The organism is Polaribacter reichenbachii (assembly GCF_001975665.1).
GTDB lineage: Bacteria > Bacteroidota > Bacteroidia > Flavobacteriales > Flavobacteriaceae > Polaribacter > Polaribacter reichenbachii.
Map to the genome: position 1 here is coordinate 1,549,494 of NZ_CP019419.1, position 14,169 is coordinate 1,563,662.

The window sequence follows — 14,169 nt, forward strand, 5'->3', positions numbered from 1 at the left end:
TAAGTGTTGTTATTAGGTTTATATTTTAAAATATTCTTTTGCGTTATTATAGCTAATATCTGCAACCATTTTACCTATCCATTCCATTTCTTCTTTTGGTAATTCTCCTCTTTTAATTTCATCTCCTAAAAGATTACAAAGAATTCGTCTAAAATATTCGTGTCTTGGAAAAGATAAAAAGCTTCTAGAGTCTGTTAACATCCCTATAAAGCAACTAATTAATCCCATATTAGAAAGTGCATTTAATTGTTTTGTCATACCATCTTTTTGGTCTAAAAACCACCAACCAGAACCAAACTGAACTTTACCACGTACGCTACCATCATTAAAGTTACCAATCATTGTAGCCATAACTTCATTATCAGCAGGATTTAAGTTGTAAATAATAGTTTTTGCTAATTTATCTTTACTATCTAATGCATTTAAAAATGCTGATAATTTTTGAGCTTGTGAATAATCTCCAATTGAATCCCAACCTGTATCTGGCCCTAAAACTTTTAACATTCTTTTGTTATTATTTCTTAAAGCACCTAAATGATATTGTTGTACCCAGCCATATTTATGGTAAGTTTCTGCTAAGAATAATAAGATGGCACTTTTAAATTTTAATGTTTCAGAAGTAGATAATTTCTTGTTTTCTCTTTTCTTTTTAAAGATTTCTTTTACTTCATTTTCTGTAAAATTTTCAAAATAAATTTGAGCTAAGCCATGATCGCAAACATTACATCCATTTTTATTAAAAAACTCTATTCTACTGGTTAAAGCATCACATAAATCATTATAATTATTAATCGGTTTATTAGTGGCTTGTGCTAGAGAGTCTATATAATCATTATAATTATTATCACAAATTAAGATTGCTTTATCTGGTCTAAAAGAGGTGCCAACTTTAATTTCGAAATTGCTTTTTGCTATTTGTTGATGATAAATTAAAGTATCTACAGGATCTTCTGTTGTGCATACATATGCTGTGTTTACTTTGCGTAGTAAGTTTTTAGTACTGTATGCTTTGGTATTTATCTTTGCTGTTATTTCTTCATAAATTTTTTCTGCAGACTTTTCATTTAATAAATCATAGACATCAAAATAACGAGCTAATTCTAAATGTGTCCAATGATATAGAGGGTTACGCATGGTGTGGGGTACTGTTTTAGCCCAGTTTAAAAATTTGCTTTTGTCAGAACCTTTACCTGTAATAAACTCTTCTTGTATTCCTAAAGTTCGCATTGCACGCCATTTGTAATGATCTCCATCAATCCAAACATTGGTAATGTTCTTAAATATATGATCTTCTGCAATTAATTGAGGAGATAAATGATTATGGTAATCAATAATAGGTTGTTTTTTTGAGTAATTATGATACAACTCTTCAGCATATTTATTTTCCAACAGAAAATTATCGTGTATAAAACTCATGCTTATATATTATTTAAAAATTATTTTTTTTATCTGCGTTTTACATCTTAATCAATCTCATAATTTAGCATAAACCAAACCATTTTTTAATTGAAAAGTAATAATGTAATCGATTGTACAAATATAGAGTATTGATATTAATTAACAATAATTTGTACATGTTTTAATTAAAAATGTCTTGTGTATTTTTAAAAAAAAGAATTAGTTATTTTATTTTTATTTATTCTAAATAAATACTTAGTTTTGCTGCGTGAGTATTTTTACAGACATACAATTCAATGTTCAATTACAGCAGATAACTTTTTGTAACTATCAATTAGTGATAGATGATAAAAGTATGCAACTCACTTTTCCTCAGTTATTACAATTGCGTAATAAAATAAACGAAATTACTTTACCAGAAAATCTAGAGCATATTATTCAAAATGAAAATTTTGTTTTATTGTTTATTGCAGATAGAAAGCATTTGGTTTTTTTAGAAATTCCTAAGTTATTAGATCTACAACAAGAAATTTCAATTTGTTTTAATAGTTATTAATTTCAGTTTCCTTTTTATTTAGATTACTTTTAAATTCGACTACTGAGTTTAAAAATCTTTGTTTTTATTGTACCTTTGATTATCAATACAGAATTTATGAAAACAGCAATAAGAAGACAAATGACTATTAATCCAGAAGTTATGGATGCTTTAAATGGTCAAATCGCATTAGAAATGCACGCTTCAGCTTCATATTTAGCAATGGCTTCTTGGTGTGATCAAAGAGAGTTACTAAATAGTAAAGCCTTTTTTTACAAGCAAGCTGAAGAGGAAAGAGCACATGGAATGAAAATTTTCAATTTTATTAACGAAACTGGTGGTGCAGCAATTTCGCCTGCGATACCAGAAGTAAATAACGATTTTGAAAGTTTAAGAGAAATTTACGAAAAATCTTTAGATCAAGAAATAGCAGTAACACAATCTATTTATAAATGTTTTAAAGCCGCTAGAAATGTAGATGATTTTGCATCTGAGGTTTTTTTACAATGGTTTGTTAATGAGCAAATTGAAGAAGAAGATACAGTAAGAAGTATTATAGATATATTCGATTTAATGGAAGGTATGCCGTTAAAAATGATTGACGAAAGATTACCAACAGAATAATAACACTTCTAATGTAAAACCAAAAGCCGAAACATATTATTTGTTTCGGCTTTATTATTTTAGAATAGTTTTAAGAATAAAAATTATGAATCGATTTTTGTATCTTTGTTTTATTACGAAATCGATTGAAATGTTTAAAGACTTATTATCCTTTTTAAAATTCTTAATAAAACGCAATCCAGAATGATAGGATTAATGTATCAGTTTTGCAATATAAAAATGTAACAATTATTCAGTAATTTAAGTATTGTTACATTGTTTTATTAACTCATTAATACATTAACAATATGCCTTTTTATCACAAATTAGGAAAAATTCCACCCAAAAGACATACACAGTTTCGTAAAAAAGACGGTAGTTTATATTACGAGCAATTGTTTGGTACTATTGGTTTCGACGGAATGTCTACCAATTCATATCACGAATACAGACCAACAATGGTCAAAGAAATTAGAAAACAATATTCAGTTAAACCAAAAATTGCCAAAGCCAATAATATTCAATCGTATCGCTTTCGCGGATTTCAAGTTCCGCCAGAAAACGACTATTTAGAAAGCAGAAAAGTAATTTTAACCAATTCGGATTGTAATATTATTTTATCAGCACCAAAACAATCTACCACAGATTATTTCTATAAAAATACAGATGCAGACGAGGTAATTTTCATCCATAAAGGATCAGGAAAATTAAGAACACATTTAGGTAATCTCGATTTTAAATACGGAGATTATTTAGTAATTCCACGTGGAATTATCTACAAATTAGATTTCGATGATGAAAACAATAGACTTTTTATCGTAGAATCTTATTCGCCTGTGTACACACCAAAACGTTATAGAAACTGGTTTGGTCAATTATTAGAACATTCGCCATTTTGTGAGCGAGATTTAAGGAGACCTTACGAATTAGAAACCAATAATGAGTTAGGTGATTTCTTAATCAAAGTAAAAAAACAAGGCGAAATTTTTGAAATGATTTACGCTTCACATCCTTTTGATGTTGTTGGTTACGACGGTTATAATTTTCCGTATGCATTTTCAATTCACGATTTCGAACCAATTACTGGGCGCATTCATCAACCACCACCAGTGCATCAAACTTTTGAAACCAATGCCTTTGTAATTTGCAGTTTTGTACCACGTTTGTACGATTATCATCCTAACTCAATTCCAGCGCCATACAATCATAGTAACATAGATTCAGACGAAGTTTTATATTATGTAGATGGCGATTTTATGAGTAGAAATGATATCGATCAAGGTCATATTTCTCTGCATCCAGCAGGAATTCCTCATGGTCCACATCCAGGAACTACAGAAAAAAGTATCGGAAAAACAAAAACGGAAGAATTAGCAGTTATGGTAGATACTTTTAAACCTTTAATGGTTACAGAAGAAGCCATGAAAATTGCCGATGAAGAGTATTATAAATCTTGGTTAAATCCATCTTAATCTTCCAAAAAGGAAGAAGACTCTTGTGTTAAATACGTTCATTAAAACAATAATTATTAGAAGCTATTTCCAGCTTTTCTCACTCGCTTTTTTTGTCGAGAAAGACAAAAAAGAGCTCAAACAATTGCTTCAATCTGGGCTAAACTTGTTTGCAAACGGATTGCTTTCAATAAAGTAATAGCAAATTTATAAACAATAAAGACCTCACAGGTTTCAAAAACCTGTGAGGTCTAAAAAAGATAAAATCATCAAAAGATGGCAAAAGAAATAAAATCAGTAACCTACGGTTTAGAAAAAATATTTGAAGGAGCACAAGATTTCCTTCCTCTTTTAGGAACAGATTATGTAGAGTTTTACGTAGGTAATGCAAAACAAGCTGCCCATTTCTACAAAACTGCTTTTGGTTTCCAATCGCATGCTTATCGAGGTTTAGAAACAGGATCAACAGATTCTGTGAGTTATGTACTTACTCAAGATAAAATTAAGTTGATGCTAACAACGCCATTAAATAGCAAATCACCAATAAACGATCATATTGTAAAACATGGCGATGGAGTAAAAATTGTAGCGCTTTGGGTAGAAGATGCAAGAAAAGCTTATGAAGAAACTACATCTAGAGGTGCAAAATCTTATATGGAACCAACTGTAGAAACGGATGAAAATGGAGAAGTTGTAAGAGCAGGAATCTACACCTATGGAGAAACCGTACATATGTTTGTAGAACGTAAAAATTATAACGGCGCATTTTTACCAGGTTTTCAAAAATGGGAATCAGATTACAATCCGCCAATTGCAGGTTTAAAATATATAGATCACATGGTCGGTAATGTTGGTTGGAATCAAATGGATGTTTGGGTAAAATGGTACGAAGATGTTATGGGTTTCGAAAACTTTTTATCATTTGATGACAAACAAATTCATACAGAATACTCTGCATTAATGAGTAAAGTAATGTCTAATGGAAATGGACGTATTAAATTCCCGATAAACGAGCCAGCAGAAGGTAAAAAAAGATCTCAAATAGAAGAATATTTAGACTTTTACGAAGGTGCAGGAGTCCAACATATTGCTGTAGCTACAGATGATATTGTTGCAACAGTAACTCAATTACGTTTAAACGGAGTAGAATTTTTATCAACACCACCAGAAGAATATTACAGAGCAGTTCCTGGACGATTAGAAGAATTTAGCCACGAATTAAGAGAAGATATCGAAAGTTTAAAAGCTTTAGGAATTATGATAGATGCCGATGAAGAAGGCTATTTATTACAAATTTTTACAAAACCAGTAGAAGATAGGCCAACTTTGTTTTTCGAAATTATACAAAGAATGGGCGCAAAAGGTTTTGGAGCAGGTAATTTTAAAGCACTTTTTGAATCTATAGAAAGAGAACAAGCCAAAAGAGGAACACTTTAAAAATAGAATCTAGACAAAAAGAACCAAGAATCAAGATAATAACGCTTAATTCTTGGTTTTATTATTACCAAATTTCAAAAGTATTTTGTTATAATAAAAAATACTTCATCTGGAAAGATAAAACAACTTTCAATTTTTATATTAAATTGCAATCTCAAAGTCCCAAAAATCAAAATCATCTTGTTTCTTGGTTCTAATAAATCTTGAATTTTTAAAAAATGAACAGAGACGAAATTTTAAAAGCAATAGAAGAAAAATACAATAAATTAGGTGTTCCTGTAGATGCAATGTTAGAGGGGTTGTTGCATAGTACGCCAATTACTTATTGGGATTATATTCAAACAGATGCTTTGTTGGGTTTGCAAACTCCAAGAACAAATCAACCAGATGAAATGGTGTTTATTATGTACCATCAAGTAAATGAGTTGTTGTTTAAAATGATTTTGTGGGAAATAGAACAAGTTGCAAAACCAATTGAAATATCCACAGAAAAATTCTCAATGCATTTAAACAGAGTTAGTCGTTATTTTGATATGCTTTGCAACTCTTTTAATGTGATGACAGATGGAATGGAAAGAGAACAGTATCTTAAATTTAGAAATACGCTAACACCTGCAAGTGGTTTTCAATCAGCACAATATCGTAAAATTGAATTTGCATCCACAGAATTGATCAACCTAATTGATGCAAATTACAGAGAAACCATCAATAGGCATTCTTCGTTTAGAAATGCATATAATCATTTGTATTGGCAAGCAGCAGGTAAAAATTATACTACAGGTCAAAAATCTACTTTATTAAATCTTTTCGAGAAAAAATACAAAGGAGAATTCATTGATTTTATGGAAGATTATAATGATATAAATCTTTCGTTAAAGTTTAAACAATTGCCAATAGAAGATCAGCAAAATGAAGCTTTAATAAAAGCAATGCGTCATTACGATTATACTGTAAATGTAAAATGGGTAATGGCTCATTACAACGCAGCAAGTAAATATATTGGTGGTAGCGATTCTGAGCTAAAAGCTACAGGAGGAAGTAATTGGCGTAAATATATGCACCCTAAATATCAACGAAGAATCTTTTATCCGTATTTATGGAGTAAAGAAGAGTTAGAAAATTGGGGAACTTTTTAAAAAGAGATTTATTTTAATTTTGTTGGTAATCAGTAATCTAAAGAAATCGTTAAAAACGCATTTACAAATTGTTAGTAATTTGCTTTTTTTAATTTTGGAACGGTAATTGTCATTACTTTTTTATATGTTTGATTTATATGAAAAAGTATATTCTTTTATTATTCGTTTTATTTTTTACCTCAATAGCTTTTTGTCAACAAAAACCGGTCGCTTTTAAAAGTGGAGAATGGTTGCGTTATAAAATGAGTTATAGTGGGTTTCTAAGAGCAGGGTCGGCAATTTTAGAAGTTAAAGAAACAGATTATAATGGTAAAAAAGTATTTCATACTAAAGGTACAGGTTGGACTTCTGGAATGATTAAATGGTTTTTTGAAGTAGATGATAAGTACGAATCTTATTTTGATAAAGATTCTGTAAAACCTTATTTATTTAAAAGAAAAATAAACGAAGGAGGTTATAAAAAACATAGAATAACAGCATTTAACTACGATTATAATACAGCATACATTCAAGATTTTACTTTGCAAACAGATACGTCTGTTGTTTTTTCTAAAGTACAAGATATGTTGTCTTCGTTTTATTTTTTGAGAAACCAAGATGTGTCAAAATTAAAAAAAGGAGATGAAATTAAGTTGGATATGTTTATGGATTCGCAAATCTATCCTTTTAAACTTCGATTTTTAGGTAAAGAAACTTTAAGAACAAAATTCGGAAAGGTAAAAACATTAATTTTTAGACCATTAGTACAATCTGGTAGGGTTTTTAAAGCGCAAGAAAGTGTAACTATTTGGATTACTGATGATTTTAATAAAATACCTATTAAAATGAAAGCAGATTTGGCTGTAGGATCTTTAAGGGCAGAATTAGAACAATATAAAGGTTTGGCAAATACTTTTGGAAAATCGGAATAGAAAAGTTACCTTATTTTAATTAGCAAACCATTCTTTTTCCATTTTCTTTTTTCTCTTTTTGTCATTTCTAATTCAATAATTGAATCGTCAAAACCACCAGAATAAAAAGTGTTTGGTTCAAGTTTTGTACTATTACCATCTAAAATTTGAAAGTGAGGATTTATGTAAGAATACAAATGTGTTTTATTTTGTAAATTTTCGTTTTCCCTTTGGTTAAAATCATAATTCAATATTTTTTTATCTAAATAGTAAATTGATAATCTAACTTGACTATTTTCTTCAGAATCGTAAGAACCAGCAAGTGCAATAGGAGCAGAAGGGTAAACAATGTCGCCAACTTTAACCATAATGCTATTTTCTTTTAAGACACTGTAATTAGCTATAGTGCCATCTTTATGCTCAATTTTAATAGAATTAGAATTAGATCTGTAGCCATATTTTTTTGTTTTGTCTGATTTTGCTTCATCAGAAACACTAATTACAATTCCTTTTCTTATTGCAAGAATAGTATCATTAGGTTTCATTAAAAATTGCCAGGATTTCCAGTTTTTGGGTGCTGCATTACCGAATTTTTTTCCTAAAAAATTTAGATTACGAACTTTAACTTTTTTGTTTTTTTTAAAAGGTAAAATATATTTGAAAGTTTCGTCTGGTTTTGCTTTTACATTACCATAAAACATTCTAGATCTATAAGAAAAACTAATACCTCCACTACTATTTAATGGTTTAAGCGTGTATATTTGACCACCATAACCTTCTACAGTTCTCTTAATTACATTTGCAGAAGCATTCTCTAAACGTGTAAAAGTTAATATTACTAAAACACTGCCAGGAATATCAGAAGAATAATTAAATGTTATGGATTTATCATCGTTTCTTTTGTAGTTAATACTTCTCTTATAATTTTGAGAAAAAATTAAATTAACACATAAAAAACAAAGAATACTAAAGCTTATTTTTCTTGATATCATTTTTAACAATTTTTTTACTAAAATAATAAAAATCGTTTTCGGAAGTTATCATTTTAGATTGAAAAGAAATCATTTTTATTTGTACTTTTGATTCCTATCTAAAACAGCACATTTTTCTTGAAAAAAGTATTTATCCTTTTCGCCCTTATTATAGCATTTTTATCTTGTAAAAAAGAGGAAGTAAAACCAGTTCTAATTGTAAAAGAAGAACCAAAACCAGATATTAAATTTGGTTATAATGTAGATGATTATAAGGTGATTCATGATACGATTAAAAGTGGAGAAAGTTTTGGGATAATTTTAGACAGGCACCATGTAATGTATCCTAAAATTAATCAAATTGCTGCTGTTGTTAAAGATACTTTCGATGTAAGAAGAGTAAGAGCGGGTAAACCATATACAATTTTAGCAAGTAAGGATTCTACAGAAAAAGCACAAGTTTTTATTTATAAGCACGATAAAATAAATGCTACAATTCTAGATTTTAAAGATTCTTTAATTACTGCAAAACAATATCAAAAGCCAATTAAAATAGTAGAAAAAGTAGCTAATGGTGTAATCAATGCTAATTTTACTTATTCTATGGATAGTTTAGGGTTAAAACCTAATTTAACTTATAAAGTTGCAGATATTTACGCTTGGACCTTAGATTTCTTACGTCTTCAAAAAGGGGATAAATTCAAAATAGTTTACGAAGAAAAATTTATTGATGATACTACTTTTGCGGGTTATGGTAAAGTAAAATCAGCAGTTTTTAATCATAATGGAAGAGATTTATATGCTTTTCGTTTTTTGGCAGATTCTACTTTAAATATTCATGAATACTATGATGAAAATGCTAAGATGTTAAGGAGTCAGTTTTTAAAATCTCCAATCAAATTTCAGTACAGAATATCATCAAGATATAATTTAAGACGAAGAATTGCATATTATGGCAACAAGATTAAACCTCATAAAGGTACAGATTTTGCTGCAAAAATAGGTACGCCAATTATTGCTACAGCCAGTGGTACAGTTGTAGAATCTACAAGAAGAGGTGGTAATGGAAAGTTTGTAAAAATAAAACATAACAGTACATATTCTACTCAATATTTACATATGAGCAGGCAAGCTGTAAAAAAAGGACAATATGTAAAACAAGGAGATGTAATTGGTTATGTGGGTATGACAGGAAATACTGGTGGCCCTCACGTTTGCTACCGTTTTTGGAAATTTGGTAAACAAGTTGATCCTTTAAGAGAAAAATTACCAGCAGCAGAACCTATGAAAAAAGAGGTAAAACCTGCCTTTTTTGATTACATAAAAACATTAAAATATCAATTAGATTATCAAAGGGTTCCTGCAGAAGAACCAGAAGTAGTTAAAGAAATAATAGCACAAAATTAAAAAAATGGCTTTACCAAACAATAATCCAACAAAAACAGCTGCGTGGCAAAAACTTACAAATCATTTTAATGATATTAATAACATCACCATAAAAGATTTGTATAAAGATGAAAATAGAGTTTCAGATTTTACTTTAGAATTTAATGATTTATGTGTAGATTTTTCTAAGAATCGAATTACTAAAGAAACTATTGATTTATTAGTAGAATTGGCAAAAGAAGTTGGTTTAAAAGAAGCAATTGAATGTCAGTTTAATGGTGAGGTAATTAATGTTACAGAAGGTAGAGCTGTTATGCACACTGCATTAAGAAGTACTTCTGATGAACCAGTTTTGGTTGATGGTAAAAATATTAAACCTCAAATACAAACCGCTTTAAGAAAAATTAAAAGTTTTTCTAACAAAGTAATTTCTGGAAAATGGAAAGGTTATACAGGTAAATCAATTACAGATGTTGTAAATATTGGTATTGGAGGTTCTGATTTAGGTCCAGATATGATTGTAGAGTCTTTAAAATTCTATAAAAATCAATTAAATACACATTTTGTATCGAATGTAGATGGAGATCACGTATCAGAAATTATAAAAAACTTAAATCCAGAAACTACGCTGTTTGTTATTGTATCTAAAACATTTACAACACAAGAAACAATATCAAACGCAGAAACCATTAAAAACTGGTTTTTAAAATCTGCTACTATTTTTGATATTCCTAAACATTTCGTAGCAGTTTCTACAAATTTAGAAGCTGTAGATAGTTTTGGAATCGATAAAAATAATGTTTTCCCAATGTGGAACTGGGTTGGTGGTCGTTTTTCTTTATGGTCTGCAGTAGGTTTATCAATTAGTTTATCAGTCGGTTTTGATAATTATAGAGCTTTATTAGATGGTGCAGAAGAAATGGATATTCATTTTAGAAATGAAGAATTTGAGAATAATATTCCTGTAATTTTAGCATTAATCAGCATTTGGTATAACAACTTTTACTTAGCAGAAACTGAAGCTGTTTTACCTTATTCACAATATTTAAAGAAACTTCCAGATTATTTACAACAAGCAATTATGGAAAGTAATGGTAAAGGTGTAGATAGAAATGGAGATAAAATAGATTACCAAACAGGTACAATTGTTTGGGGTAGTACAGGTACAAATATGCAACACGCATTTATGCAATTGGTACATCAAGGAACAAAGTTAATTCCTGCAGATTTTATCGGTTATAAAGAATCATTATATGGTTTAAAAGATCATCATAAAAAATTAATGGCAAATTATTATGGACAAATGGAAGCTTTGGCTTTTGGTAAAACAAAAGAAGAAGTTCATTTAGAATTGCAATTTTCTGGTGATGAAGATAAAATTAATACATTACTACCTTTTAAAGTTTTTGAAGGTAACAGACCAAGTAACGCAATACTTTTTGATAAACTTACACCAAAATCTTTAGGAAAGTTAGTTGCGCTTTATGAACACAAAATTTACACCCAAGGAATTTTATGGAATATCTATAGTTATGACCAGTTTGGAGTTGAATTGGGTAAGGAATTAGCTAAAAAACTTTTATCTAAACAATAATTGGGGTTATTTTTAAGATTTTAGTATTTTTTTAACATAAAAAAATAACAATCCTTAATAATTATAAAAACGATTAAGATGCTAAATATTAGTGTCTTAATCGTTTTTTTGTGATGAAATAATACCTTAAATTTGTGTTAAATGTTAATATTAATTTAACATTAGACTGCAAAGAAAAACACAATTTTGCAAAACATTTAATAAACAAATTAAACAATGAGAAATTTTAAAAACTTATTATTTGTAGCTTTACTTTTGGTGTCGGCTACAGTTTTAGGACAAACTAAAATTACAGGGGTAATTGTGGATGAAACAAATCAACCTTTACCTGGAGCAAGTGTCTTAGAGAAAGGCACAACTAATGGAGTATCTACAGATTTTGATGGTAATTTTACATTAAATACTAAATCTGATGCTGGTACTCTAGTAATCTCTTTTATAGGTTACAAAACTAAAGAAGTTCCTTTTACTTCAGCTAAAACTCAGTTAGGTAATATTAAATTAGCAGAAGATGCTGTTTTAGATGAAATTGTTTTAACAGCTACATCTTTTGCAATAGACAGAAAAACACCAGTTGCTGTTTCTACTATTAAAGCAGCTGATATTGAAAGAAAGTTAGGGTCTCAAGAATTTCCAGAGGTTTTAAAATCTACTCCAGGGGTTTATGCTACTAAATCTGGTGGTGGTTTTGGAGATGGTCGTATTAACTTACGTGGTTTTAATTCTGTAAACGTTGCTGTAATGATTAACGGAGTTCCTGTAAATGATATGGAAAACGGAGCTGTTTATTGGTCTAACTGGGCTGGGTTATCAGATGTAACTTCTGCAATGCAAGTTCAAAGGGGTTTAGGAGCATCTAAAGTTGCTGTGCCATCTATTGGAGGTACAATTAATATTTTATCTAAAACTTCTGATGTAGAAAAAGGTGGTAGTATTATTGCTTCTACAGGTAATGATGGTTATCAAAAATCTGGATTTACTTTATCTACAGGTTTAATGGATAATGGATTAGCTGCAACTGTATCTTTTGCAAAAATTGAAGGAGAAGGTTATATTGATGGTACTGAATTTAAAGGATACAATTACTTTGTAAATTTATCTAAAGAATTAAATGAAAATCATAAATTATCATTAACTTCTGCACCACAAAGACATGGTCAAAGACAAAACAGAAGTACTATAGAAACTTATAGAAATGCTGAGTCTGGTAATAAATTTAATCCAGATTGGGGTTACAAAAATGGTCAAGTAACTCATATAGAAGATAACTTCTACCACAAATCTCAAACTTCTTTAAACCACTATTGGACGATTAGTGATAAAACTTCTTTATCAACAGCAGCTTACGTTTCTTTCGGTTCAGGAGGAGGTGGTGGTACTGCTGGAGATAACACTAGTTTATTTAATGTAAGACTAGGAGGAGATGATCAACCAGTAGATTTAGATAATATTGTAGAAATAAACCAAGCTAACGGAGCTAATGGTTCTGAAGCTATTTTAAGAGCTTCTTATAACGATCACGAATGGTATGGTGTTTTATCTACATTTAAAACAGAACTTTCAGATAGATTTAACTTAGTAGCAGGTTTAGATTGGAGAACTTATACAGGTAAACATTATAGAAAAGTAACTGATTTATTAGGAGGACAATACTTTTTAGATGATTCAAATATTAATAATTCTAATGCTGCATTACAAGTAGGTGATAAATTTTCTTACAATAATGATGGTAATGTTGGTTGGTTAGGTTTCTTTGGTCAATTAGAATATGATGCAGATAGCTTTAATGCTTTTGTTTCTACATCTTTCCAAAATACTTCTTACCAAAGAGTAGATTATTTTCAATATACTCCAGACAGTGATTTAAGAACTTCAGATAAGTATAATTTTCAAGGCTACAGTATTAAAGGTGGGGCTAATTACAACTTAGATGACCAGAATAATGTTTTTGTAAACGTAGGTTATTTTGAAAGACCTGCAGATTTTGATGCAGTTTTCACAAATTTTAATAATGTAGATATTAACGAAAATGCAGAAAATCAAAAGATTTTTAGTGTAGAATTAGGCTATGGTTTAAGAAGTGAAAAATTTGCTGCAAACGTAAACTTATATAGAACGAAATGGAGTGATAGAACTTTTACAGAAACTGTACCTAGTTTTGTTGCTGGTCAAGATGATTTTACAGCAAATATTTTAGGGGTAGATGCAATACACCAAGGTGTTGAGTTTGATTTTAATTATAGACCTTCTGATAAATTAAGTATTACAGGTATGTTATCTTTAGGAGATTGGAAATGGGATAATGACATCTTAGATACTGCGATATTTGATGGAGACCAAAATCAAGTTGCAACTGTAGATTTATTAATTAAAGACTTAAAAGTTGCAGATGCTGCACAAACTACAGCAGCATTAGGATTATTATATAAATTTTGGGATAAAACAAGTATAACTGTAGATTATAACTATTTTGCTAATCTTTATGCAGATTTTAATGTTTTAGGAAGTGCAAACTTTACTGAAACAGGAGATGTTAAAGAAGAAAGTGAAAGAATCGATAATACTTGGAAAGCACCAAATTATAGTACTTTTGATGCAAGTTTACGTCATGGTTTTAAACTAGGTAACTTCGATACTACAGTAACTGTTCGTGTTAATAATATTTTTGACACAGAATATATTGCTGATGCTACAGATGGAGATGATCCATTAGTGTACTTTGGTTTTGGAAGAACTTATAATTTAGGTCTTAAAATTAATTTTTAAAA

At 29.4% G+C, this 14,169-nt stretch carries 11 protein-coding genes; 9 read left to right on the top strand and 2 right to left on the bottom strand.

The features are described 5' to 3' along the window. Positions 1 to 18: 18 nt before the first annotated feature. The gene (uxaC, locus tag BW723_RS06425) at positions 19 to 1,416 is read right to left on the bottom strand and encodes a glucuronate isomerase (protein WP_068357287.1); all 1,398 of its coding nucleotides are present in this window, start codon (positions 1,414 to 1,416) and stop codon (positions 19 to 21) included. 250 nt (positions 1,417 to 1,666) lie between these two features. On the opposite strand from uxaC, the gene BW723_RS06430 reads away from it, so the two are divergent. From BW723_RS06430 to BW723_RS06455, 6 genes are all read left to right on the top strand, one after another. Then, a complete protein-coding gene (locus BW723_RS06430) occupies positions 1,667 to 1,954 on the top strand; it encodes a hypothetical protein (protein WP_068357284.1) in 288 nt (95 codons plus the stop codon). 96 nt (positions 1,955 to 2,050) lie between these two features. Continuing rightward, positions 2,051 to 2,557 carry a ferritin gene (locus BW723_RS06435; RefSeq protein WP_068357282.1) on the top strand — a complete coding sequence of 169 codons (507 nt, stop codon included), beginning with the start codon at positions 2,051 to 2,053 and terminating at the stop codon, positions 2,555 to 2,557. A gap of 287 nt (positions 2,558 to 2,844) precedes the next feature. Further along, positions 2,845 to 4,008: a homogentisate 1,2-dioxygenase gene (locus BW723_RS06440; protein ID WP_068357279.1), complete on the top strand. Its 1,164-nt coding sequence runs from the start codon at positions 2,845 to 2,847 to the stop codon at positions 4,006 to 4,008. Between the two features lie 255 nt (positions 4,009 to 4,263). After that, complete coding sequence (gene hppD / locus BW723_RS06445; RefSeq protein ID WP_068357276.1) at positions 4,264 to 5,424, top strand: 4-hydroxyphenylpyruvate dioxygenase; 1,161 nt, start codon at positions 4,264 to 4,266, stop codon at positions 5,422 to 5,424. A 218-nt stretch (positions 5,425 to 5,642) separates the two neighbouring features. Next, positions 5,643 to 6,560, top strand: coding sequence for a tryptophan 2,3-dioxygenase family protein (locus tag BW723_RS06450; protein ID WP_068357273.1), 918 nt, complete (start codon positions 5,643 to 5,645; stop codon positions 6,558 to 6,560). 137 nt (positions 6,561 to 6,697) lie between these two features. After that, positions 6,698 to 7,471: a DUF3108 domain-containing protein gene (locus BW723_RS06455; RefSeq protein WP_068357270.1), complete on the top strand. Its 774-nt coding sequence runs from the start codon at positions 6,698 to 6,700 to the stop codon at positions 7,469 to 7,471. 5 nt (positions 7,472 to 7,476) lie between these two features. On the opposite strand, the gene BW723_RS06460 is transcribed toward BW723_RS06455, so the two are convergent. Continuing rightward, positions 7,477 to 8,442, bottom strand: coding sequence for a M23 family metallopeptidase (locus tag BW723_RS06460; RefSeq protein WP_068357263.1), 966 nt, complete (start codon positions 8,440 to 8,442; stop codon positions 7,477 to 7,479). A gap of 117 nt (positions 8,443 to 8,559) precedes the next feature. On the opposite strand from BW723_RS06460, the gene BW723_RS06465 reads away from it, so the two are divergent. The 3 genes from BW723_RS06465 (at position 8,560) to BW723_RS06475 (ending at position 14,167) form a co-directional block, all read left to right on the top strand. Further along, the gene (locus BW723_RS06465; RefSeq protein ID WP_068357260.1) at positions 8,560 to 9,828 is read left to right on the top strand and encodes a peptidoglycan DD-metalloendopeptidase family protein; all 1,269 of its coding nucleotides are present in this window, start codon (positions 8,560 to 8,562) and stop codon (positions 9,826 to 9,828) included. 4 nt (positions 9,829 to 9,832) lie between these two features. Continuing rightward, on the top strand, positions 9,833 to 11,401 hold the full coding sequence (gene pgi / locus BW723_RS06470; RefSeq protein ID WP_068357258.1) for a glucose-6-phosphate isomerase: 1,569 nt from the start codon (positions 9,833 to 9,835) through the stop codon (positions 11,399 to 11,401). Positions 11,402 to 11,617: 216 nt separating this feature from the next. Next, positions 11,618 to 14,167, top strand: a complete 2,550-nt coding sequence (locus BW723_RS06475) for a TonB-dependent receptor (protein WP_076686344.1) — start codon at positions 11,618 to 11,620, stop codon at positions 14,165 to 14,167. Positions 14,168 to 14,169 lie beyond the last annotated feature (2 nt).